This is a genomic window from uncultured Paenalcaligenes sp. (assembly GCF_947630565.1).
Taxonomy (GTDB): domain Bacteria; phylum Pseudomonadota; class Gammaproteobacteria; order Burkholderiales; family Burkholderiaceae_B; genus Paenalcaligenes; species Paenalcaligenes faecalis.
The window spans coordinates 14360-38178 of record NZ_CANRIC010000009.1 but is presented as its reverse complement, the minus strand read 5'-3'; the positions used below and the strand labels follow the sequence as shown (position 1 = coordinate 38178).

Sequence of the window (23819 nt, the reverse complement as noted above, 5' to 3'; positions counted from 1 at the left end):
CAATATAAAAATATTAATCAGCGGGCTTCATTATGGTATTTGATTAGTGAACCTAAACGAAATAGTACATGCACAAATTTACTATAGGGTAATATGGCAAAAAACGCCGCTACAAAACCTAAGTGAATAATAAGCAGCATGCCCATCGCGGTGGTTTCCCTGAAGGCCAATAAAGCCAGACCGGTTAGGTTGACCCAAAACAATAAAACTAAAAAGGCATAATCCATGCCAAAAATAGCTTTCCATGCTGGACCATCGTGCATTTTTAATTTAAGCCAAACCAAGCCTGTAGTACCTACTAATGTCATCACTCCACCCACGGTTCCCAAAAACACGGGCAAACTAATGTAGTCATAGGGAGCTACCCAGCCAAAACCGTAATCATAAATGGTTCCTGTAACTGTCGCGCCAAAACAAAGTAAAAAACCATACATCATTAAATGATGATACCAACGTCGCTGGTTAGAAAAGGAGGTATTTTCATGATTACACCCTTTCATATCCTCGCCGCCACCTAAATGCTTTAGCGTCAACGCATCTTTGAGTGCATGATGCAAGGCCTTTAGATTAAAAAAATACGCTGTCTTACCACCTATCCAACGCCAATAAGCTCTAAAGCCCAATAAAATAGCCAGCACATCAAACAACACAACGCTACCAGCCACTAAGACCATTGCTTCGTGTGAAATAACTCGGTAAAAAGCCCCCTCACCCACTTGTTTAGCAAATAGAGCACTAGGATCTGTAAAAAGGATGCCTATGATCAAAACCAAACTAAAAATCAAAGCACTGATTAAGGCAACAAAGGTACCATTACGCTGAAACACATCAGACATAAAACTGGGCCAGACAAATTTCTGATAGGTCTTGGCTCTGACCTGAGTCATAATGCGCGGTACATTTATGTCATACACATGCGGTGCTGTAAACTGACAAGCGTGATAACAAGAGGTACAGTTATGACACAGATTAGAAAGATAATCGATATAGTTATCATCAAACTCACGCTGTCGTTCTATGGCAGGAAATACGGCACAAAAACCTTCACAGTAACGACATGAGTTACACACCTCGGCATTACGACGCGCCTCTTGGGTAATATCCATAATACTAATGACACGAGAGCGCGTTACGGGGCTAGTGGATTGCATTGGCTGCCTCCTGTCCTGCGATAATACCGAATACTGTACCGATGGCCATACCAATTCCAGCCGTATAACCCTGACCTAAAATATTTCCAGCCATAATTTCACCTGCAGCATAAATATTGCTTGAGGGCTTGCCACCTTTAAAGATGACCCTAGCCTTTTCATCTACCTTCACACCCATATACGTAAAAGTTATACCCGGAGCCAAGGTATAGCCGTAAAAAGGGCCTTGCTCAATAGGACGCGACCAATTCGTTTTATTTACCTTTAATCCCGTCGTTGCATAACCATCCAATATGGAGCTATCAAACGGACCTGGTCCTACCGCTGCATTAAACTCATCAATAGTTTTTTGTAAAGCATCAGGATTCAGCTTTAGTTTCATTGCTAGCTCTTTAATTGAATCCGCTTTAATAGGAGGAAAAACAGAGGGCATAAAATCATGAATTGCTTTGGAGTCAATAATGACATGAGCGATTTGATTCGGTTGTTGCGCAACCAAACGCCCCCAAATTGCATACCGTTTAGGCCAAAAATCTTCGCCCTCATCATAAAAACGCTCTGCATTTTCATTGACAACCACGCCAAAAGACACACAGTCTAAGCGCGTAACGATCCCTCCATCGTATTTTGGAGATCTACCATCAATAGCAACGGCATGACACTGATCCGGCTCGCCAATAATTTCCGCCTGATTACGCATCATTTCTTTGAGCATGCGCCCTTTGTTGAATTGCGTGCCTCTAATGAGAAAATTACGTGCTACTGGACCCCACGCCTCTTCTAGCCACTCTAGATTTGACTCAAAGCCTCCTGAGGCTAAGATAAGTTGCTTTGCGTGAACTTCGTAGCGGATGCCTTTATACAGAACCACCGCATATTGAAAATGTCCGTCTTTAATTTCCAGTTCTATGGCCTCTGTGTCATACGCCACCTGAACGCCTAACGCTATGGCTCTATCGTAATAAGCATTTACTAAGGCTCTGCCACCACCAAGAAAAAAAGCATTGGTACGAGATAAACTCAAGGTTCCGCCTAAAGACGGTTGAAAACGAACCCCATTTCTTTCCATCCAATCATAGGCTTTAGGTGTACTACGAATGACCATACGAGCTAGCTCAGGCGTGGTTTTTCCTTCTGTTACTCGTAATAAATCCTCGTAATACTCCTCCTCGGAGTACGTGCCCGCTAATATGCCTTTAGGTCCTTCATGCATACACCTAAAGTTGCGTGTGTGCTGACTATTTCCACCTCGTAGTAATTGAGGTGCATGTTCAATTAATAAAACCTGCTTCCCTTTTTCAGCGGCACTTATAGCGGCTGTTAAGGCCGCATTCCCACCTCCTATAACCAGGATCTCTGGATGAAGCGGCTCTCCTGTAAAAAACTGCTGTTGACTCATAACTCTCTCATCAATAGAATCCAATTGGATGCAAATGTATACAATAAAAAACTACACAATTTGGCCCATAAATGCAAGCTATAACACAATCATAGCTTGTGGTGCTTAGCTATCCTTAATCCAATAGTTAAAAACAGGGCTTGCTAAAAACATGACAAATACCAAGCGCAATACCTGAATAGCAGCAACCAAAGCCACTGGTATATGAAGGGCTTCCGCTGTAATACTAAGCTCGGTAATACCGCCTGGCGTCATTCCTAATATTAAGGCTCCGGTAGAAAGCTGACTGCACCAAGCCAGTATCCACGCCAATGCCGCACAACACAGCATAGACAACACAATAAATAAACTAACCCATGACAGAAAGCGCACTGCAGACTTTACAAAACGGCGGTCAAAATATGAGCCTAAAGACAAACCGATAAAAAGTTGTGCGATTTTGCTAAGTTCGCTGGGCATGCTCATTTCCGTACCAGTAAGAGCAACATAAAACGCGGCACTAAACAACGGTCCCAGCATCCACGGATTAGGCTGCTTGAAATTCCGCCAAACCAACGCTGTCACAGCCCCTAGAGCTAAAACAAAAAATAACTGGGGCCACAGCACAGGTAAGACGGTGACTGGCATCGTAGTAGGTAACACCCAAGTAAAAACGGGAGGTACAAGCAATACTACGCTGACGATCCGTAAACTATGGGCCGCAGCCACCTGATCCACCCTAGCCTGGTGTTGAATGGCCATATTGACCATCTCGCTGGCGCCACCGGGTAGACTGGCAAAAAAGGCGGTTGCCGAATCACAGCCACTACGTAATAAACACACCATGCCCACCGCAGCGGCAGACAAAGTTAGCGCAGCAGCCAAAAATATCACAAACCAATTCGCAATGACCTCATAGACGACGGCAGGGGTAAAGTGCAAACCAATTGCGGTGGCAATAATCCACTGACCAAACCGCCTACCCCCTGGAACATCGGGCAATAAAACTCCTGCTACACAACGCATAAAAATCATGCCAAGCATAGGACCAATCAACCAAGGCAGTGGCCAACCAATCAAATCAGCTAACCATGCACCACCTAAACTCAGCCCTATGCTCAATACCCACATACTAGTCTCTTAAGTAGGAGATCGGTGCCCCGAACGTTTAATACGAATAATGCGCCATATGGGCATTACAACCATTAGAGCAACTAAGGCCCAGCCGACTAAAGTAATGGGGCTAGAAAACAAGATGCCTAGGTCACCATTAGAAATAGATAAAGCCCGACGTAAGTTTTGCTCCATTAAGCCCCCTAAAATAAATCCTAATAATAAAGGGGATAGCGGAATATCCATTTTTCTTAAAAAATACCCTGCAATACCAATGACGACCATAAGAAACAAATCAAAAGTAGTCGCATGTACGGCATACACACCAATAGAACTAATGATGGCTATAGCTGGAACCAAAGTCCAGTTGGGAACGCTTAATACCTTGGTGAAAAGACGAATCATCGGGATATTCATCACTAACAACATCACGTTAGCAATGACTAGAGAGGCAATTAAACCCCAAACAATTTCTGGCTGGCGCTCGAAAAGAAGTGGTCCCGGGGTAATGTTATACAGCGTTAAAGCTCCTAGCATGACCGCTGTGGTACCAGAGCCTGGTACCCCTAAGGTTAACATTGGCACCATAGAGCCACAGGCAGAAGCACTATTAGCCGCCTCGGGGGCAGCTAAACCACGTAAATCACCTTTGCCAAACTGGTTGTCCTTCACAGCTATTCTTTTTTCATTCACATAGGCTACCGCACTCGCTAAGGTGGCCCCGGCTCCGGGTAAAACCCCCAAACCAAACCCGACTAGACCGCTTCGTAAGGTACTACCCAAAGTGAAGCTCAACTCTTTCATATTAAACAGCATGCGACCACTGGCTTTAATTGCTGTTTGCCCTTTGTGTGTACGTTCTAATAAAACTAGGATCTCGCTAACAGAAAACAAGCCTAAAACTAACACCACAAATTGGATACCATCGGCTAAACCCAATAAGCCAAAATTATAACGATAAACACCACTATTAGAGTCAATACCCACAGTAGAGAGCCAAAGACCTATCATGGCTGCAATGGCCGTTTTAACGGGTTTATTACCTGCCATTCCAGCCAAACAAGTAATCGCAAACACCATCAAGACAAAATACTCAGCTGGACCAAAAGCGATCGCCCATTTAGCCAATAATGGAGCTGAAATAATGACTCCAATAATAGCAATAGAACCACCTACAAATGAGCTCCAAGCCGAAATAGACAACGCCACTCCAGGCAAACCTTTTTGCGCTAAAGGATAACCATCTAAGGTGGTCATCACAGCGGAGGCTTCACCTGGAATATTTAATAAAATAGATGAGATTCGGCCCCCATACTCACATCCTAAGTAAACAGCGGCTAATAGAATTAATGCACTTTCTGGTGGTAACCCCATCGCAAACGCAATAGGAATCAATAAGGCCACGCCATTAATAGGGCCTAGACCAGGCAATAAGCCCACAATAGTCCCCAAAAGGGTGCCACATAAAGCCATTAATAAATTGAAGGGCGTTAACGCCACGCTAAAGCCATAACCCAAATGAGATAAGCTTTCCATAATTTCAAATTCCCTTTATTCCGTGTCCAATAGGCCTAAAGGCAGCGGCACATCAAAGACATAATCAAATAAGCCATATAAACAGCACACTAAAAATACCATTCCTAATGCTGTTTGCATCCAACTGGCTCCGTAGAGTCGTGCCATCACAAAAGCAAATAATAAACTAGAAAAAACAAAGCCTACTTTTTCGAAGAGGGCGGCATACACTAAAAAATTGACTATACAAAAAACTACTTTTATGGCAATTTTTTTATCTGTAAAAAAAACCTCTTCGTCCTCATCCTGTTTTTTCCCGGTAATAAGAAGATAGACGCCAGCTAATGCTAAACCTCCCAGTAATAACCAGGGGAAAGCGCGTGGGCCTACAGGCTCGTAACTAAAGCTAGCCACATAGCCACTAGCTAAAAATGCAAGCCATCCACTTATTGCAATCAGCCCTAAGGCAAATACTCGCTGGCGCATTCTAATATTCCTCTTTAAATATAAAAATCGTGTTTTACTCTTGAACATTTAAGCCTAAATCGGCTGCCAACTCTCTGTAGCTGGCCAATTGCTCATTTACAAATTCGGTAAGCTCCTGTCCTACTAAAGGCAAAGGGTACAACCCTAGCTGCTTATAAAGCTGATCGGCCTGCTCTGTGGCCAAAAGCTCTTTAAAGCGATTTTCCCACCATTCAAAATCACTATCACTGACTTTAGGCCCCATATAAAAACCACGAATTACAGGCCAACTAATATCAAAACCTTGTTCTTTTGCGGTAGGCAAATCAGATAAACTGCCCTCCAATCGATCATTACTTAAAATCGCAAGTACTCTAAACTGACCAGCCTCTAGCTGCTGTAACACATCACTAATACGCCCAGGAACTACATCTATATGCTTTCCTTCTAAAGCCGTATAGGGTTCACCGCCCCCTTGAAAACCGACATAGCGCAAGTCTTTAGGATCAATACCAGCCGCTTTGGCTAGCAAGGCCGCTTGCACCCAGCTTTGACTACCTACTGTGCCCCCAGCCCCCAACACTACACTTTGTGGATCCTTCGCTAAAGTATCGATCAGTTGCTTTAATGAACTAAAAGGAGAGTCTGTACGTACGACAACCATCCCGTAATCCGTACCTACACTCGCCAACCAACGCACATCGTTTTCATCAAACTTACTGCCGTATTTACCCTGAGCCATATTTAACAAAGAACCGCTAGAAAAAGCGACTAAAGTGCCAGGCTCACCGGGACGATTTGCCACTACAGAGTTAAACGCTACCGCACCAATTCCTCCAGGCATAAAAGTGGTGCGCATCGGTGCCTTAAGCAGCTTCGTTTCTTTCAATCCTATCTGTGCAAACTTACACGTAGTGTCAAAACCGCCTCCTGGTGTTGATGGGGCAATACACTCTGGGCGACGTGGTTCTTTAGCTTGTGCAGGTGCTGCTGCAATCCAACATGCACTCGCTAACACTAGCGCCTTAACTATCTTATGCATAACTTCTCCTTTAGTTCATTTTAAGCCAATTAATTATTATGAATCCAATTGGATACAATGGTACACATTATATTTTTTAAGGTGTAGCCTTTAAATCAAAGAAAGCGAAAAGATTAGGGTTAAACCTAATAAGAATGTTTTTTATAACGACTTTTTAGCTATTTGGATCTATTTCAAACTCAAAAAAAGACCAAACCTTAGCCAAAGATTTAGTCTTATTTCTCGTACAATGTGTAAGGCGCTTCTTTTTACTTTTATGGTTATCTACTTATTGTCATGCTGATCCACTCTAAACTTCCTCACCTACGTCCCAATATTTTCTCCCATATGGCCGCAGTCGCAGCGCAATACCAAGCCGTCAACTTAGCTCAAGGTTTCCCTGACTTTGGCAGCGACCCTGAGTTATTAAATTTACTTAGTCACTACACGCAGCAAGGCATGAATCAATACGCCTCTGGAACAGGTCTACCTGCTCTCAGAGAGCAAATCAGTGCTTATTTACAGCGTAGAGATCAATACAGCTATGATTCAGACTCTGAAATCACAATTATGGCTGGAGCAACTGAAGCCTTATTTTGCTGCATATCAGCCTTTGTAGGTGCCGGTGATGAGGCCATCATCCTTGAGCCTGCCTACGACACCTACGAGCCCACGATTGAATTAGTGGGTGGTATTGTTAGACGAGTACAGCTGCAAGCCCCCGAATTTAAAATTAACTGGGATGAGCTTAAACAACAAATCAACGCTAAAACCACAGCTCTAATCATCAATACCCCTCATAATCCTACAGGGACTATCTTGAGCCGTGACGACCTAGAGCAATTGGCTGAGCTTTTAGCTGGCACCAATATTGTGGTCATCAGCGATGAAGTCTATGCCGATATGGTATATGCACCCCATCATCACATAGGCGCCGCCGCCATTGATGGCCTACGTGAGCGTAGTGTGGTGATCGGCTCTTTTGGCAAGAGTTTTCACATTACGGGCTGGAAAACCGGTTTTTGTGCAGCCCCTGCCCAGCTAACAAACGAACTACGCAAAATCCATAACCTGACTATTTTTTCGGTGCATACCCCCTCTCAATTTGCATTAGCCGATTTTATGAAAAACCCGGCTCATATTGAAAATGCAGCGCCTATGTATGCAGAAAAACGCGCTTACTTTCTACACGGACTGGCTAACTCTGCATGGAAATTCTTACCTAGCCAAGGCAGCTACTTTGTCACCGCTGACTACTCGGCCATCAGTGATTTAAATGATTTTGATTTTTGCCATGAGCTCGCCAAGACCTATGGTGTCACTGCCATTCCTTATAGTGCTTTTTACCAGCAGGCTCCTTCTGATCAGCGTTTAATTCGCTTTTGCTTTGCAAAGAAAACAGAAACATTAAATGCGGCAATTGATAAATTGCTTCAGTGCAAAACCGTTTAATTTTTTGTCTTTACTTAAGGCTTATAAACTGTCACTAAAGATCAAATAAAAAAGCACGCCAAAGCGTGCTTTTTCTATCTATCGTAAAACCTATTCGTTTTCGGACTGATATTGGGTTGCTGATAACAGCTGCTCTAAATCGGCAATATTATCTACTTTCATTTTAAAGATCCACGCCTCGTAGGGTTGATCATTTAACGTTTCAGGCGCATCTGCCAATAGCTCATTAAAAGCAATCACCGTGCCTGCGACTGGTGCATAAATATCTGAAGCCGCCTTAACTGATTCTACGACCCCTGCTAGATCACCTGCTTTTAAATGCACCCCAGTGGTGAAATCCCCCACGAACACCAAATCACCTAGCTGGTCTTGAGCAAAATCGGTAATGCCTACCAAGACTTCATCACCCTGAACCAATGCCCATTCATGTGTAGACGCATAGCGTCTATCTATCGGTAATTGCATATTATTCTCCTTGCAAGGCACGACCACACGCTACGCCTGAGGCCCATGCCCATTGAAAATTATAACCACCAAGCCAGCCAGTCACATCCACTGACTCGCCAATAAAATACAAATTAGGGTGTGCTCGCGCAGCCATGGTTTTTTGATTTAAATCTCGCGTATCCACCCCGCCTCGCATCACCTCGGCTTTTTTGTAGCCTGCTGTCCCCGTGGGTACTAGAGCCCAATGATGTAGAGCCTGCCCAAGTTGACGTAGAACCTTGTCAGAAATATCAGCCATCCGCTGCTCTGCGACCCCATCGGGAATAGCCTGAGCGGCACTAATCCATTGCTCCACTAAACGCTTAGGCCAAAGCGTAGCTAAAAAATTGCCCAACTGCTGTCGATTACCCTGCTTTTGCGTAATCAGCGTCTGACTTAAGTCCATGCCTGGGGCTAAGTTAATCGTAATTGCCTCGCCCGGTTGCCAATAGCTAGAAATCTGCAAAATACCAGGCCCAGAAAGACCTCGGTGGGTAAAAAGCAAATCCTCTAGAAACGTCATTTTGCTTTTTGCTTTAGCCTGATTAGATAATTCAACCTCTGTACTCACCCCACTTAACGGCACGAAGTCTTGCCAAAAATGGCTATCAAAGGTTAAAGGCACTAAGGCTGGACGAGGCTCAATCACTTTAAGACCAAACTGTCTGGCCAAATGCAAAGCAAAGTCTGTTGCTCCAACCTGCGGTAGAGCCATACCACCGGTGGCTATCACCAACTGCTTACATGCGATTGGATCGGCATCCGTTTCAATTAGATAACCGGCAGGGGTTTGTTGCACAGACTGTACTGAGCAAGGCATACGCCATGACACATTGCCCTTTACGCACTCCTGACGCAACAATTGAATGATGGACTCACTGGAGTCATCACAAAACAATTGGCCTTTGTGTTTTTCGTGCCAAGCAATGCCATAACTTTCTACTAACTGTAAAAAGTCAGCCGGTTTATATGCCGACAGTGCCGAACGACAAAAATTGGGATTTTGTGAAATGAAATGTTGTACAGACGTACCCGTATTGGTGAAGTTACACCGCCCTCCACCTGATATACGGATTTTTTCGCCTAGTTTTTTTGCGTGGTCTATTAAGACCACGCGTAAGCCACGTTGCCCAGCCACGCTGGCTGCCATCATGCCAGCAGCGCCAGCACCTATGACAGCCACATCAAAATCAACAGCCATGAGTTAATCTTCGCGAATACAGTCTACGTAATAACGAGGATTTCCATCCGGGCCTATATCCTGAGCTAACCCATGTACATAGGTCTCAAAACCAGGGAATTGCGCATTAAATTCACGAGCAAATTGCAAATAATCCACAATCATACGATTAAAGCGCTCGCCCGGGATCAACAAAGGAATACCAGGAGGATAAGGAGTGAGCAATACCCCTGTCACACGCCCCTCTAGCTCATCAATATTGACACGCTCTACCTCTCGGTGTGCCATTTTTGCATAAGCATCAGAAGGTTTCATCGCTGGAATCATGTCACTAAGATAAACCTCTGTCGTTAAACGAGCTAAATCATACTTTTTGTAGACTTCGTGAATCTGCTGACATAAATCACGTAAACCTAAACGATCGTAAGTAGGGTGTGCTTTGCAGAAATCTGGCAAAATGCGCCAAAGTGGCTGATTACGATCGTAGTCATCTTTAAACTGTTGCAAGGCCGTTAGCAATGTGTTCCAGCGACCTTTGGTAATCCCAATCGTGAACAGAATGAAAAAGGAATACAAGCCCGTTTTTTCAACCACTACACCATGCTCAGCCAAGTACTTAGAAACTAAAGCAGCAGGAATCCCTGTTTCGGCAAACGTACCCGAAATATCTAAGCCCGGTGTAACAACCGTGGCTTTGATCGGATCAAGCATGTTGAAGCCTTCGGCTAACTCGCCAAAGCCATGCCAGCGATCATTGGACTTTAAAATCCAATCCTCACGGCTGCCAATGCCATCATTAACTAGCTTATCTGGCCCCCATACTTGAAACCACCAATCGTCTTTACCGTACTCGGAGGAAACCTTACGCATAGCACGACGGAAGTCCACCGCCTCTTTGATACTTTCCTCTACCAGCGCGGTTCCTCCTGGAGGCTCCATCATCGCCGCTGCCACATCACATGAAGCAATAATGGCGTACTGCGGAGAGGTTGATGTGTGCATCAAATACGCTTCGTTAAAGATATTGCGATCTAAAGCACGATTTTCTGCGTCTTGCACGGTAATTTGTGATGCCTGAGACAATCCCGCTAAGAGTTTATGCGTGGAATGCGTCGCATACACCATTGTATCTTTACAACGCGGACGATTCGGGCCTATGGCATGCATATCCTCGTAGAACTCATGGAAAGCGGCATGTGGCAGCCACGCTTCGTCAAAATGCAACGTATCAATGGTCTCGCCTAAGGTGGCCTTGATGTCCTCTACGTTATAAATGACACCATCATAGGTACTTTGAGTTAGGGTCAAAATACGTGGGTTTTTATTTTTCACATCACGCGCAAACGGATTAGCTTCTATTTTGCGCTGAATGCTTTCAGGCGAGAATTCCTCTAGGGGAATAGGACCAATAATACCCAAGTGGTTACGCGTAGGACGTAAAAACACAGGGATAGCACCCGTCATCGTAATCGCATGCAAAATCGATTTATGGCAGTTTCGATCCACAACCACAATATCATTATTTGCCACATTCGCATGCCAAACAATTTTATTTGAGGTAGAGGTTCCATTGGTCACAAAGAAACAGTGATCTGCGTGGAAAATACGCGCTGCATTGGTTTCTGCCTCGGCGACAGGGCCGGTATGATCCAGTAATTGACCTAATTCATCTACCGCATTACATACATCAGCACGCAACATGTTTTCACCAAAAAACTGATGAAACATTTGACCTACTGGGCTCTTTAAAAAGGCAACTCCACCCGAATGCCCCGGACAATGCCAAGAATACGAGCCATCTGAGGCGTATTTAACCAGCTCACGAAAAAAGGGAGGAGCCAAACCGTCCAAATACGAACGGGCTTCTCTCATGATGTGACGGGCTACAAACTCTGGCGTATCTTCAAACATGTGAATGAAGCCATGCAATTCACGCAAGATATCATTCGGAATATGTTGCGAAGTCCGAGTTTCACCGTATAGGTAGATAGGAATGTCTTCGTTACGAAAGCGTAGCTCACCAATAAAGGTGCGCAAGTTTTTAATCGCAGCAGCTGCGTCCTCTGGGGAGTCCTCGTCGAACTCCTCATCATCAATGGACAAAATAAAGGCGCTAGCGCGGCTTTGCTGCTGCGCAAACGAGCTAAGATCACCATAACTGGTCACACCAAGGACTTCAACGCCCTCGGCCTCAAGTGCATCAGCTAAGGCTCTAATACCCAAACCTGATGCATTTTCTGAACGAAAGTCCTCGTCAATAATGACGATAGGAAAACGAAATTTCATGCCGACTAGCTCCTAAGTGCGTGGCAAGGTGACGCCTAACTGGCCTTGATATTTACCACCGCGATCGCGATAAGACACATCACAAACCTCATCACCACCAAAGAACAACATCTGCGCGCAGCCTTCGCCAGCGTAGATTTTTGCAGGTAGTGGAGTGGTATTTGAGAACTCTAAAGTAACATGCCCTTCCCATTCGGGTTCTAAGGGTGTCACATTTACAATGATACCGCAGCGTGCATAGGTACTTTTGCCTAAGCAGACAGTTAAGACCTCGCGCGGAATCCGAAAATACTCTACTGTGCGCGCAAGCGCAAACGAGTTAGGTGGAATAATACACACATCACCCACAAAATCCACAAAAGATTTTTCATCAAAATTTTTGGGATCAACGATAGTGGAATTAATATTTGTAAAAATTTTAAATTCATTCGCACAGCGTACATCATAGCCATAGCTGCTGGTGCCATAGCTAACTATTTTCTGTCCATTGATGCTGCGCACTTGATCGGGCTCAAAGGGCTCGATCATGCCGTGTTCTTCGGCTTGGCGACGAATCCAACGATCACTTTTAATACTCATTTTTTCCTCTTTTGAGCCTAATTAAATGGGTTAATCCTGCGAGAACCAGCGGTAAACTAGGGCTAGTCCACTAACGGTGCCAAGGCTTAAATCCGCAGTCAAACGACGCGTCAACCTATAGCTGGCCCGACCTACTGTTCCCGTATCCGACAACGCCTGTCGAACACTGAGGGTAATATCAGAGGTCAATCGTTTACTGGCCTCCACAAAACGACGCTCTACGTCACTGATCTCGCTCTCTAGGCTGCTGGCTGTACTGGTGGCGGGTAAAATACTACCTGCCCCCCCTAGCTCGCCAGAACGCATAGATAGTTCATCAATGCCAAACTTACGATAGAAAGGTTCTCCATCACCTAGGAAAGAGGAGCCTACAGAGACAAGTAAGGCTAAATCGCCCCCCCCTTCGTCAGGGCCATGACCAAATAAAAGCCACGATAATTTTTCTAGCTCGGAAACCTCTGGAATAGAGACCAGATCAATTTTAGGTCTACGTGCTGTGCCACCAACTTTGACACCCGCCTGCACGCTCAACCCAGTGCGCAATGCCTGAATATCTAAAATTGGACTGGTGATATCACCTTGGAATGTAATAGTACCTCTGCGTAATTGTAAACGCTGACCATACATTTCAATAGCGCCACCGCGTGTATTTAACGCACCTAACGCCGTCAGTTGCCCATCACCCATATGAATATGCATCTGCCCAATCAGCCCTGAGTTAACCCCATAGCCAGTTAAGTAGAAACGTGGCCCTAAATCCACATCAATATCCAAGGTCATATTGATCGGGTCAGCGTCCTCTGCAGAGGGCTCTTTAACTGGGTCTGTAGAACGAATAATAACCACATCACCATCAACGGTAGGAATACCACCCAGCATATCCAGATTGAACCAACCGGCGTCTGCCGTAATTTTTCCAGTTAGGGCTATCTGAGGGAGCAATGCTTTCATTTGTAGATCACCCGTCACCATGGCATAGCGATCCGCACGCTGCAAAATAGGATAACGGTGTAATTTCACTGCGAAATCGCCTGTGCTGTCTTCTAGGTCCCAATAGCCATCCAATAAAAGACTACCGTTTTTTGCGTCATCGTCTTCTCGAATCCATGTAGCAGTACGCCACTCTTTGGGCTCGACCCGTAACTGAGCAGGGAAATACAATCGCTCTACGGTAAAACGATTATTATTTACATTTGCTTTGAGCTCACCATCTAAGAGGCGAACCCCATCATCTAGACGTGTGATTTTCAAATGATGACCTGTAATCTCGCCCTGAGTGGTAAAGCCCCCACGAGGAGTGCTTTGCACCTTTACGTTGGCAATTAACTCTCCCCCTAGCTCTAACTGGTCTTTCAGAATCAAGCTAGTCCAAGCCAGATTATCCATGTGCGCATCCAGCACGATTTCTTTTACGTCCGCGTCACGTAAGCGAATACCTGACTCTTTGCTGTAATAAATGGGGCTGGAGCCTTTAGCTTTCACATACCCCATTTTCTCTGTTTGAATAAGGGCGTCCGCTTGAATCACACTACGCCCCCCCGCCCCCGGTACAATATTAACTAGGACTTCTGCCTGATTTAAGCCTAAGGGGAAAGCGGGCTCGGCGGGAACCATGATGTCGCCGGCTAATCGTTGTAGACGAATCCTGCCCGCTAATGCGTCTTTTAACGCTACGTCCCAATCGAGTTTAAGCGCCAAATCATCCAGTGCGGTTAACCGCTCACGCTTATCCACCACTCCACCACGCTTTTCTTGATCATTATTCAAGCCTAAGCGCTTCATCAAATCATCTACCCGTTTTGCTGATATATTGAGGGTATCCGTTTGTCCTTGTGTACTAAAGCCAGCCTCATCCACATGCGTTTTTGTATGGTGTAATTTCAACCAAGGCACGTTATCTATGAGCGCTTGAATAGAAAAAGCGCCCACATCCAAAGCAAATGTTTGCTCAGCAGAAGGCATCAGAACATCCACCTTAAAAGCCTGAGCAATATCAGCGCCTAAACCAGCATGCTCCGCATGCATTTTTTGGATCTGGCCTCTCCAGCTAGGGCTTGGGCTAGCAAGATCCAACACACCTTGTACGCCTAACTGTGCCGTTAGCGGCCCATTACCGACTTTAACCGACGGGTCAGCCCCTTTTAAAACATGATCTATCTTTGCTGTTAACTGATGCTCAAAAATACTGCCTTTTAACTCTGCATCGAGTTTAGTCGCACCAATCTCATCTAGGCCTGACCAAAGTTGCTTAATGGCTGGCGCATTAACCATTACCTTTAGTAGATCATTCGTCAGACCAAAGGCCCCCTTTGCCTGTACATGATTACCGCCTACTCGCAAGTCAATATCACTATTTTTAACGGTATAAGCCTGCCATAGCTCTGTTCCAGTAAACGCATCTAGCCTCGCTATCTCTGCAATTAACTGACCTTGGAGGGGCTGCCCATTCCATCGACTCGTATCAGCAATATGGATATTCACATCGGCCTGATCTAGCTGAGAGGCGGACTGACTAAGACGAGCAGAATAATCGCCAGACAGTGTTATTTTGGCAGGTAGCTCTACACCCTCTAGCCACGCTCCCACATCAAACTCATGGGCCTGAATCGACCCAGCTAGCCGATCTAAAGAGGGGTCATCTGCATCGCGTTGCCAATCTAACTTAGCATCCACTCCCGAGCCATCAGGCAAAGCCACCTTAACGACGGTATCTCGCACAGGAAAGGATTGAGTCAACTGCAAGCTAGACCTTGCATCTACGTCTAAACCCTGTCCGGCCGCTGTTAAAGTAACGACCGCTTGCTCTAAGGAGCCTTGCCACTTGGCATTTGCATTAATCGCACATAAGGGAGCCTCAGGGTCGCGTAGCTCAACCCCTGCAGATGGTCTAAGGTGATCGGGCAAATAGTGATCTAAACAAATCTGACTACTGGCCTGATCACTAAACGCACGGGCCTGTAGCTGCACAGAACTGGTCCAAGGTTCGGCCAGCTCAGTGAGGGTGGCGGCCCCATCTGCCTCTAGCCAAATGTCCTCGTAACCGACTCGTACCGTAGTTAACTCAATACGGGCGCCATCATTCGTCAATACCCCCTCTGCCTCAAGCCCTAATTGGCTCAAATCCACAGGCAATGACTCTCCGTGCTGAGAGAAAGCAAACTGATTTAAAGCCAAGCGGTCAACTTTCACAGAGACGGGCAATTGGGGCATAGAGAAAGGCGCTGCATCGGGGTCTTCTGGTTTGGGCCCCCCATCCATCCAAACGGCAACCCGTTGAGCCGATAGGTCTTTGATGTTAAGTTCTCGGCTATGCCAGAGTTCAGGCCAATCCACCTCTAGGTGCGCACCCTCGATCTCTACTCGTAAGTCATCAGGTAACTGTAGCTGTAACTCGTCAAAGCTCAGACCATGCCAAAGACTGCCTGTTACCCCTCGGCTCTGCCCCTCAAACTGCACCGCTGCGGTGTTCATTGCCCACCGAGTGCCTGTGGGGGTCGCAATAAGCCAATAAATAAATCCAGTAATCACCAATAACACGGTGGCAATAATTGGAATACCCCAAAATAAAAGCTGGCGGAAAACTCGACGTAGACGCATTAAAAAGCAATCCCTAAAGAGAAGTGCAGACGCACATCCCGCGTTTTTTGACCATATGCCACATCAACATAAAATGGCCCTGCTGGTGTGCGCACGGCAGCACCCACACCGTATCCCCAATGAGGGCTTAAGTCTTTAAAGGATTCTCCTGCATCCCCCACATCAACAAAAACACTCATCCCGTAGGTGGGATTAAAGAAATACTGGTATTCAGCACTTAATACTGCCATAACGGGCGCACCCACAGTGGCAGATCCGCGCTCTCGGCCCAGGCTGTAATATTTATAACCACGCACTGAGCGTGCGCCCCCTGTCCGATAACCAAACCCCATCGGGATTCGATCCGTACTGGGCCAAACTTTACCCACCTCGCCTCGCAACATAAAAACATCGTTTTTACCAATAGGTATCCATTGCTGGGCTCGCATACCAGTACGATATAAGGTTTTTTTACCACCGCCGAGTGGATAGTTCACCCCTACATCTACGTCAAATAAATTACCTTCGCGTGGGTCATACTTGTCATCGACGTTACGGCGCAACACCTGCCATGTCGCCTCTAGGGAAGTCCCTCTCTGGGCTTTTGGCTCGCCACTCACACGGCTTTCATCCCAGACCCCCATTAAACTCCACGTTGTCTCGTAATCCGCTCTGGTGTTGGTATTAAATTCATATTGGCTTTTTATACCTGCTGCGGCACGAGTTTGTTTTAGGCCTTCGATATCCTCATGCTCATAAAGCACACCTACGCTATTTTTAAATCCTTTGTAGGTAGGAGGAAAGTGCACATCTGAGAAAAAACGTTGTCGATTTTTATCCACACCTAATCCCGTCTCCGTCCATACTGGTTGACCGAAAACGATATTTTGCCTATAGAACGCCTCTAATCGAGGCCCATGATCACTGTCTACCCCTAGTGATCCGGTAAAGCGACGGGCTGGCGCCTCTGTCACACGAACTAACACAGGCAATACGACCTCGCCATCCTCATTAGATCGCTCTGTGGAGGTATCCTCTAGCGTCACAAAAGCACCACGAAAAAACGTCGTGGACTGCAATGCTTGCTGCCACTCGTCTAGCTTTTCCTGATCGTAAGAATCACCCGGCTCATATTTAACATAGCGACGCACAAGCTTTTCAGGAACACGCTTTAAGCCAGCCGTATGTAAGTCGCCCATTTGAACTCTAGGGCCACTGCGCACAGCAAGGTCTAAATCAGCTGTATTCAAATCCGCCACTACAGTGGCTTTAGTATGGGTATACCTTGCATAGTAAAAATCCTTGGATTTCACACTTTGCAATAAATCGGCCTTAGCATTTGACCAGTCATGATTTAAAAACAGATCCCCCTCGTTGAGCGTCCAGTTTTTACGTATGCCCTCAACGCGAACCGTAAACTGGGGATCTGTGATTTGACCTGTGAAATCAATATTGACCCGTTTTACACGCGTGCGCTCTCCGGGTTCAATCAAAATATCCCACGTCTCCCCCTCAAAGTCCTCACCGACCTCTAGGGTGACAACAGGGTCATAGTACCCTTGGGTTTGTAAGGCGGAAACGGTGGCTTCGTGTGCTCTGCGCCTTAACCGAGATATCTCATCTAAATCCTGATCTTCGGCTAAGCGCGTAATCGCATTCACCGCCCCATAAATCGCTTTTAACGACTCAGGCCCAACACCACCCGGATCAATCACGACTTCGGGTGCAGAAATATCAGAAGGGGCATGCTCAGCCCAAACAGCTAAGGGCAAAAACGTTATAGCAGCAATGAGAGCGCGCACACGCATGCAAAACACCTATTTCTATTAATTACAAAGGACGTGGCACGACCTGTGGACGCTGCCAAGAGGCATCAACAGGCAAACCAGCTACACGAGCAGCAACCTTAGTTGCAATCTCGTGGTAGAGATGTGCCTCGGGACTATCTGGCGCAGAAACAACGGTAGGACGGCCTGAGTCCGTTTGTTCACGAATAGACATCGCTAAAGGCAAGGCCCCTAACCAAGGCACACTATATTGTTCAGCCATCTCGCGGCCGCCATGCTGACCAAAAATAGCCTCTGCATGACCACAATTCGTACAAATATGCATCGACATGTTTTCAACCACGCCTAGAACAGGCACGTTAACCTGTTGGAACATTTTTAGCCCTTTACGAGCATCAGCTAATGCCATGTCTTGAGGTGTGGTGACAATAACAGCACCTACTAGCGGAATTTTTTGCGCCATCGTTAACGCAATATCACCTGTTCCCGGTGGCATATCTATGATCAAATAATCTAAATCGTTCCAAGCCGTTTGCGTTACCAGCTGCGTTAAGGCTTGTGTTGCCATCGGGCCACGCCAAATAGCTGGCGCATCATCCTGCATTAAAAAGCCCAATGAATTTGTTTGAATTCCATGAGCCTCTAGGGGTTTCATGGACTTACCATCAATAGAGCGTGGACGCTCTTGTGTACCCAACATAATAGGCGCACTCGGGCCGTAAATATCTGCGTCTAATAGGCCAACCTTAGCACCTTGTTGTGCCAAGGCTAAAGCCAAGTTCACAGAAGTTGTACTTTTACCTACTCCCCCTTTACCTGAAGCCACTGCAATAATATTGCGTACGTTTGGAATTGGGCGCAAACTTTCTTGGACAGCATGGGTCTGAACACGTGCGTACACCACGAGTTTGTTAAGCTGAACCCCTAAGGCATCCATTTGCTCTTGAATTCGTTGCTTTAAGACCCCATCTGGATCATAAAGGGGATAAGACAGTGTTAAGCTTAATGTAAGCTCTGTGCCTTGCAGCTGTAATGTGCATGTCTCAGCAGATACCTCAAGTTTTTTATGGGTATTTGGATCAATTACATTCGCTAAAGCAGCTAAAACCTGCTCGTTATTTACACTCATTGGTAAAAAAGCCCTAAAAAATGACTAACACGCTATCAAGCATAGCGGATTAGAGGAATTAATTTCTTCAAAAAGTGTCATACACTCATATGAATACATTTAACCAGATTTTACGCTCGATCCTATTCTTTGTACTGACTCTTGTAGGGATGTTGATGGCAGTGGTGTTTATGGTGTCTACCGCCATCGCTGTTGCTATTTTATACATCGTTGCACGTATCAGTGGTCGCCCATTTGCGATCAAATCCTACTGGGATCAGCGCAAACGCAGTCGTAACCGTCCTCATTTCACACCCAAGGACACAACGACTACAACCGCTACACACCGTAATACACAAAATGTGACCGATATCGAAATGCGCGAGATCCCGTAAAACACTAACGATTTCACGCTGCATCTGCTATGCTTGCCTTGCTAATTAAGGCTACGCTTTACGTATAGCCGCTGCATAACAGTCACATTTATTTACCATTTTGTTTATTGGCTCGCCTAGTGCGGGCTATTGCCCTTTATAGGTTTTAGATTTATGTCGCGCACGATATTCGTTACTACCGCACTCCCTTATGCCAACGGCTCCTTCCACATCGGACACATTATGGAATACATACAAGCCGATATCTGGGTGCGCTCGATGCGAATGTCCGGTCACACCGTTCATTTTGTTGGGGCGGATGATGTGCACGGTGCGCCCATCATGCTAAAAGCGCAAAACGAGGGCATTACTCCCGATGAGTTGGTCGCTCGCGTTGCGGCCGAACGTCCTCAATATTTAAATGGCTTTCACATTGCCTTTGATCACTGGCATCGTACTAACTCACCAGAAAACGTAGAGCTCTCACAATCCATTTACAAAAAACTCAAAGCCGCCGGCTTTATTGAGTCTCGCGTCATTGAGCAATTCTATGATCCGATTAAAGGGATGTTCTTACCCGATCGCTACATTAAAGGCGAATGTCCTTCTTGTGGCGCTAAAGAGCAATATGGTGATAGCTGTGAGGCCTGTAGCTCTGTCTACTCGCCTACTGATCTGATCAACCCTTACTCTACGCTCAGTAACGCTCGTCCAGAGCTACGCAGTTCGGAACACTTCTTCTTTAAGCTCTCTGACCCACGTTGCGTAGAGTTCCTCCAAGACTGGACCACAGGCACCGATCCTAATGGTCGCCCACGTCTGCAGTCCGAAGTACTCGGTAAAACACGCGAATGGCTCAGTAACGACGAAGGCGAAGCCGCGCTATCGGATTGGGATATTTCCCGTGACGAACCGTATTTTGGTATTCCTATCCCTGATGCACCAGGCAAATACTTTTACGTCTGGCTGGATGCACCGGTGGGTTACTTGGCCTCGCTCAAGTCCTACTGTAAAAAAGAAGGTTTGGATTTTGACGCCATCGTAGACCCCGAAGGCGATACCGAGCAGGTTCACTTCATTGGCAAAGACATTGTCTACTTCCACGCCCTGTTCTGGCCCGCCATGCTGAAATTCTCCGGTCGTAAAACACCGGACTCATTGCGTGTGCACGGTTTTATCACCCTCAGCGGTGAAAAAATGTCCAAGAGCCGTGGTACCGGAATTTCCCCCTTACGCTACTTAGAACTGGGCATGGACGCCGAATGGATGCGCTACTACATTGCGGCAAAACTGAACTCGCATGTAGAGGACGTGGACTTTAACCCAGACGACTTCGTAGCACGTGTGAATAGCGACCTTGTGGGTAAATACGTCAACATCGCTAGCCGTGCCGCCAACTTTATTGGTAAATTCTTTGATGGCCAGTTAGCCTATGTAGGTGATACCACCGCCATGCAGACTGAGTTTGCAGAGTTAGCTAAAAATACCAGCCTACTACTTGAAACCGGCGAGTACGGTCGTGCCGTGCGTCAAATCATGGCCCAGGCTGACAAAATCAACCAAGCCTTCGATAGCGCCCAACCTTGGATTCTAGCCAAAGGCATTGCAGAGGCCTCTGATGAGACCAAAGCACAACTACAAGACATCTGTTCGCGTGCTCTGGCCGGCTTTAAGGCTTTGTCCGTCTTGCTTAACCCCATCGTCCCAACCCTCACCCATCGTGTGGCCACAGAGCTCTTTGGCTTAGACCGTAGCTTTGTGTGGGCTGACGCGGCAGAGCTCCCCACCACCATTGCTCGCTTCAAACACCTACTACAGCGTGTAGACAGCAAACAAATGGACGAGCTGCTTGAGCCTCCCGTCGAGGAAATAGAAACCCCCACTCCCGGTGGCGAAGCCATAGCTGATACGATAGACGTCAAAGACTTTGCTAAAATCGACCTGCGTATAGCTAAAATTGTCGAATGTACCGAGGTCGAAGGCTCCGATAAACTATTGCGTCTGATGCTCGATGTAGACGAAGGTCGCTTGCGCCAAGTCTTTTCTGGCATCAAATCTGTCTACAAACCTGAAGACCTAGTCGGTAAGCTCACCGTCTTAGTTGCCAACTTGGCGCCGCGTAAAATGCGTTTTGGTGTCTCAGAAGGTATGGTCTTAGCGGCCAGTCACGCTAATGAAAAAGACAACCCTGGTCTCTACATTTTAGAGCCGCACAGCGGTGCCACCCCAGGCATGAGAATCAGCTAATACCGATTCTCATTCAAGGCACTAATTACGATTAGTGCCTTTTCTTTTAACTGTGGTTTTACCTCTTTTTTATTTTTAATTGTTCAGATAGCCCCATGGAAAAAATTCGTATCCAAGATACTGAGCGTACTATCGCTGCTTCTCGCTCCACCATGGTCAGCGTCGTCGTCAACCTCGTGTTGTCATTGCTGCAATTATTTATTGGTATTTTTGCAAAATCACAGGCCTTAGTCGCTGACGCCATTCACTCACTTTCCGACTTAATCTCTGATGGCATAGTCTTGTTGGCAAACAAACACAGTGCCAAAGAGCCCGATGCCGACCACCCCTATGGGCATCGACGTTTTGAAACGGCCGCCACCTTGGCCGTAGGAGTGATTTTGCTCTTAGTGGGTACGGGTATGTTATGGAGCAGTTTCAGAAAGCTGCAAAATCCAGACCTCATAGAAACGGTACATCTGATCGCCTTACCCGTAGCGGTGTTGGCGCTGATTTCCAAAGAACTGCTTTTCCGTTATTTGCTCGGAGTGGCCAAGCGTGTACGCTCCACCATGCTCGCCGCCAATGCGTGGCATGCTCGCTCTGACGCCGCCTCATCCTTGGTGGTCGCGGTTGCCATTGTGGCCAACGTGATGGGTCTGCCTATCGCTGATCCGCTGGCAGCGCTGATAGTGGGCTCTATGGTGTTTAGAACTGGCTGGCGCTTTGCCATCGGTGCATTTAATGACCTGATGGATCAAGCCGTCGATGACGAAACCGAAGCCAAAATCAAAAAGCTAATTTTAGAAACCCCAGGCGTGCACGGTTTACACGACCTAAAAACACGTAAATTAGGCGATATGATTTGGGTAGAGGTGGACTTAGAGATGGATGGCATGCTGACTATCCACGAAGGACACGACATTGCTGAATCGGCCCGTAAGCGGGTCATGGATGCACTGCCTGTATTAGATATGATGACGCACTTTGATCCTGTGCAGATGTATAGAGAGGAAAAAGTGGCGTAGCAGCCTAAATGGAGCGGGTGAAGGGAATCGAACCCTCGTATGCAGCTTGGGAAGCTGCCGTTCTACCATTGAACTACACCCGCATTTAGACAGATGCCTGTTAAAATAGGCAATTATTACTCTCTAAGCTAACTATTATAGCGCAAAGCCCTTTGATTGCATCATGAATTCTGAAAATAATCCAAAAGACTTCGGTCACATTAAAAGTTTTGTGTCGCATCGTGCCCACATGACCCCTAGCCAAAAAGATGCGTTTGACCGCCTGATGCCTGTTTGGGGCATTCAGTACAAACCACAAATCTTAGATTTACAGGCGACTTACCAACGCTCTGCGCCTACGATTTTAGAAATCGGCTTTGGCATGGGTGAGACCACCTTAAAAATTGCACAAGCACGACCTGATGATAATTTTCTAGGGGTAGAGGTTTTCCCGTCTGGGGTAGGTGCGCTCTTAAAACGCATCGAAGACAACAAGGTAGAAAATATCCATATCATTCAACATGATGCCGTAGAAGTCGTCCGAGACATGATTTTGCCTGCTACTTTAGCGGGTGTGCATATTTACTTCCCAGACCCGTGGCCTAAAAAACGTCATCATAAGCGTCGCTTAATTCAACCGCCTTTTATTCAGCTTCTGGCCTCTCGTTTAGCGCCAGGCGCTTATATACACTGTGCAACAGACTGGGAAAACTACGCAGAACAAATGCTAGAGGTTTTATCTGGCTGCGATCTACTACGTAATCAATACGACCAATTTGCTCCACGCCCAGACTATCGTCCCCAAACTAAATTCGAGACACGTGGTTTAAACTTAGGTCATGGCGTGTGGGATTTACTCTTTAGTCGTAATGACCAACCCAATCCAGAAAAACTATTATTGGAGAGATAAGTGAAAATCGTTCTAAATGGTGAGCAACGTGATTGCCAAGCACAAACCGTCTTTGACCTCATCACCGAGCTAGGCTATGTGGGAAAACGTATTGCTGTAGAGCTCAATGGGGAGATTGTTCCTAAGAGCCAACATGAATCCACACCACTAAATCAAGACGACCAACTTGAAATTGTCGTTGCCGTGGGTGGTGGCTAACCGCTAT

General features: G+C 46.3%; 19 protein-coding genes and 1 tRNA gene. 6 read left to right on the top strand and 14 right to left on the bottom strand.

The annotated features are described in order from the left end of the window. Positions 1-17: 17 nt before the first annotated feature. From tcuB to Q0Z62_RS03395, 6 genes are all read right to left on the bottom strand, one after another. Positions 18-1151 carry a tricarballylate utilization 4Fe-4S protein TcuB gene (tcuB, locus tag Q0Z62_RS03420; RefSeq protein WP_269900487.1) on the bottom strand — a complete coding sequence of 378 codons (1134 nt, stop codon included), beginning with the start codon at positions 1149-1151 and terminating at the stop codon, positions 18-20. Beyond that, positions 1138-2550 carry an FAD-dependent tricarballylate dehydrogenase TcuA gene (gene tcuA / locus Q0Z62_RS03415; protein WP_269900488.1) on the bottom strand — a complete coding sequence of 471 codons (1413 nt, stop codon included), beginning with the start codon at positions 2548-2550 and terminating at the stop codon, positions 1138-1140. The genes tcuB and tcuA overlap by 14 nt, the downstream gene beginning before the upstream one ends. Positions 2551-2655: 105 nt before the next feature. Then, complete coding sequence (locus Q0Z62_RS03410) at positions 2656-3660, bottom strand: AbrB family transcriptional regulator (protein ID WP_298050818.1); 1005 nt, start codon at positions 3658-3660, stop codon at positions 2656-2658. A 9-nt stretch (positions 3661-3669) separates the two neighbouring features. After that, a complete protein-coding gene (locus Q0Z62_RS03405) occupies positions 3670-5181 on the bottom strand; it encodes a tripartite tricarboxylate transporter permease (protein WP_298050879.1) in 1512 nt (503 codons plus the stop codon). Between the two features lie 12 nt (positions 5182-5193). Continuing rightward, positions 5194-5643 carry a tripartite tricarboxylate transporter TctB family protein gene (locus tag Q0Z62_RS03400; protein ID WP_269900490.1) on the bottom strand — a complete coding sequence of 150 codons (450 nt, stop codon included), beginning with the start codon at positions 5641-5643 and terminating at the stop codon, positions 5194-5196. Positions 5644-5677: 34 nt separating this feature from the next. After that, on the bottom strand, positions 5678-6664 hold the full coding sequence (locus tag Q0Z62_RS03395) for a tripartite tricarboxylate transporter substrate binding protein (RefSeq protein WP_269900491.1): 987 nt from the start codon (positions 6662-6664) through the stop codon (positions 5678-5680). A 276-nt stretch (positions 6665-6940) separates the two neighbouring features. Here Q0Z62_RS03395 and Q0Z62_RS03390 point away from each other — a divergent pair, with 276 nt between their 5' ends. Continuing rightward, positions 6941-8095, top strand: coding sequence for a methionine aminotransferase (locus tag Q0Z62_RS03390; protein ID WP_269900492.1), 1155 nt, complete (start codon positions 6941-6943; stop codon positions 8093-8095). Positions 8096-8185: 90 nt separating this feature from the next. On the opposite strand, the gene gcvH is transcribed toward Q0Z62_RS03390, so the two are convergent. The 7 genes from gcvH to apbC are packed head-to-tail and all read right to left on the bottom strand — an operon-like array spanning position 8186 to position 19118. After that, complete coding sequence (gene gcvH, locus Q0Z62_RS03385) at positions 8186-8560, bottom strand: glycine cleavage system protein GcvH (protein ID WP_269900493.1); 375 nt, start codon at positions 8558-8560, stop codon at positions 8186-8188. Between the two features lies 1 nt (position 8561). Continuing rightward, positions 8562-9782 (bottom strand): NAD(P)/FAD-dependent oxidoreductase, encoded by a 1221-nt coding sequence (locus Q0Z62_RS03380; protein ID WP_269900494.1) that lies wholly within the window; start codon positions 9780-9782, stop codon positions 8562-8564. A gap of 3 nt (positions 9783-9785) precedes the next feature. Then, entirely contained in the window at positions 9786-12047 is a 2262-nt protein-coding gene (locus Q0Z62_RS03375; protein WP_298050809.1) for an arginine/lysine/ornithine decarboxylase, read from the bottom strand. Positions 12048-12059: 12 nt separating this feature from the next. Beyond that, positions 12060-12626, bottom strand: coding sequence for a dCTP deaminase (gene dcd, locus Q0Z62_RS03370; protein WP_269900496.1), 567 nt, complete (start codon positions 12624-12626; stop codon positions 12060-12062). Between the two features lie 30 nt (positions 12627-12656). Beyond that, a complete protein-coding gene (locus tag Q0Z62_RS03365) occupies positions 12657-16223 on the bottom strand; it encodes a translocation/assembly module TamB domain-containing protein (protein ID WP_298050806.1) in 3567 nt (1188 codons plus the stop codon). After that, on the bottom strand, positions 16223-18010 hold the full coding sequence (locus Q0Z62_RS03360) for an autotransporter assembly complex family protein (RefSeq protein WP_298050803.1): 1788 nt from the start codon (positions 18008-18010) through the stop codon (positions 16223-16225). Before Q0Z62_RS03360 ends, Q0Z62_RS03365 begins: the two co-directional genes overlap by 1 nt. A gap of 22 nt (positions 18011-18032) precedes the next feature. Beyond that, positions 18033-19118 (bottom strand): iron-sulfur cluster carrier protein ApbC, encoded by a 1086-nt coding sequence (gene apbC, locus Q0Z62_RS03355; protein ID WP_298050800.1) that lies wholly within the window; start codon positions 19116-19118, stop codon positions 18033-18035. An 89-nt stretch (positions 19119-19207) separates the two neighbouring features. Between apbC and Q0Z62_RS03350 the strand changes: the two genes are divergently transcribed. From Q0Z62_RS03350 to Q0Z62_RS03340, 3 genes are all read left to right on the top strand, one after another. Continuing rightward, positions 19208-19492: a hypothetical protein gene (locus Q0Z62_RS03350; RefSeq protein ID WP_298050797.1), complete on the top strand. Its 285-nt coding sequence runs from the start codon at positions 19208-19210 to the stop codon at positions 19490-19492. Positions 19493-19645: 153 nt separating this feature from the next. Beyond that, entirely contained in the window at positions 19646-21718 is a 2073-nt protein-coding gene (metG, locus tag Q0Z62_RS03345) for a methionine--tRNA ligase (RefSeq protein ID WP_298050795.1), read from the top strand. Positions 21719-21813: 95 nt separating this feature from the next. Continuing rightward, the gene (locus Q0Z62_RS03340; protein ID WP_298050793.1) at positions 21814-22725 is read left to right on the top strand and encodes a cation diffusion facilitator family transporter; all 912 of its coding nucleotides are present in this window, start codon (positions 21814-21816) and stop codon (positions 22723-22725) included. 9 nt (positions 22726-22734) lie between these two features. Here the strand turns inward: Q0Z62_RS03340 and Q0Z62_RS03335 are convergent. Beyond that, positions 22735-22808, bottom strand: a tRNA-Gly gene (locus tag Q0Z62_RS03335). 80 nt (positions 22809-22888) lie between these two features. On the opposite strand from Q0Z62_RS03335, the gene trmB reads away from it, so the two are divergent. Both trmB and thiS read left to right on the top strand, forming a co-directional pair. Further along, positions 22889-23614, top strand: coding sequence for a tRNA (guanosine(46)-N7)-methyltransferase TrmB (gene trmB / locus Q0Z62_RS03330; RefSeq protein ID WP_298050791.1), 726 nt, complete (start codon positions 22889-22891; stop codon positions 23612-23614). Then, complete coding sequence (gene thiS, locus Q0Z62_RS03325; RefSeq protein WP_269900504.1) at positions 23615-23812, top strand: sulfur carrier protein ThiS; 198 nt, start codon at positions 23615-23617, stop codon at positions 23810-23812. Positions 23813-23819: the final 7 nt, after the last annotated feature.

Coding starts and splice junctions, on each gene's coding strand:
- Q0Z62_RS03360 (WP_298050803.1), bottom strand. CDS start 18,010: ATGCGTGTGCGCGCTCTCATTGCTGCTATAACGTTTTTGCCCTTAGCT.
- tcuB (WP_269900487.1), bottom strand. CDS start 1,151: ATGCAATCCACTAGCCCCGTAACGCGCTCTCGTGTCATTAGTATTATG.
- Q0Z62_RS03365 (WP_298050806.1), bottom strand. CDS start 16,223: ATGCGTCTACGTCGAGTTTTCCGCCAGCTTTTATTTTGGGGTATTCCA.
- Q0Z62_RS03395 (WP_269900491.1), bottom strand. CDS start 6,664: ATGCATAAGATAGTTAAGGCGCTAGTGTTAGCGAGTGCATGTTGGATT.
- apbC (WP_298050800.1), bottom strand. CDS start 19,118: ATGAGTGTAAATAACGAGCAGGTTTTAGCTGCTTTAGCGAATGTAATT.
- gcvH (WP_269900493.1), bottom strand. CDS start 8,560: ATGCAATTACCGATAGATAGACGCTATGCGTCTACACATGAATGGGCA.
- trmB (WP_298050791.1), top strand. CDS start 22,889: ATGAATTCTGAAAATAATCCAAAAGACTTCGGTCACATTAAAAGTTTT.
- metG (WP_298050795.1), top strand. CDS start 19,646: ATGTCGCGCACGATATTCGTTACTACCGCACTCCCTTATGCCAACGGC.
- Q0Z62_RS03400 (WP_269900490.1), bottom strand. CDS start 5,643: ATGCGCCAGCGAGTATTTGCCTTAGGGCTGATTGCAATAAGTGGATGG.
- Q0Z62_RS03340 (WP_298050793.1), top strand. CDS start 21,814: ATGGAAAAAATTCGTATCCAAGATACTGAGCGTACTATCGCTGCTTCT.
- Q0Z62_RS03375 (WP_298050809.1), bottom strand. CDS start 12,047: ATGAAATTTCGTTTTCCTATCGTCATTATTGACGAGGACTTTCGTTCA.
- Q0Z62_RS03410 (WP_298050818.1), bottom strand. CDS start 3,660: ATGTGGGTATTGAGCATAGGGCTGAGTTTAGGTGGTGCATGGTTAGCT.
- Q0Z62_RS03380 (WP_269900494.1), bottom strand. CDS start 9,782: ATGGCTGTTGATTTTGATGTGGCTGTCATAGGTGCTGGCGCTGCTGGC.
- Q0Z62_RS03390 (WP_269900492.1), top strand. CDS start 6,941: ATGCTGATCCACTCTAAACTTCCTCACCTACGTCCCAATATTTTCTCC.
- tcuA (WP_269900488.1), bottom strand. CDS start 2,550: ATGAGTCAACAGCAGTTTTTTACAGGAGAGCCGCTTCATCCAGAGATC.
- Q0Z62_RS03350 (WP_298050797.1), top strand. CDS start 19,208: ATGAATACATTTAACCAGATTTTACGCTCGATCCTATTCTTTGTACTG.
- dcd (WP_269900496.1), bottom strand. CDS start 12,626: ATGAGTATTAAAAGTGATCGTTGGATTCGTCGCCAAGCCGAAGAACAC.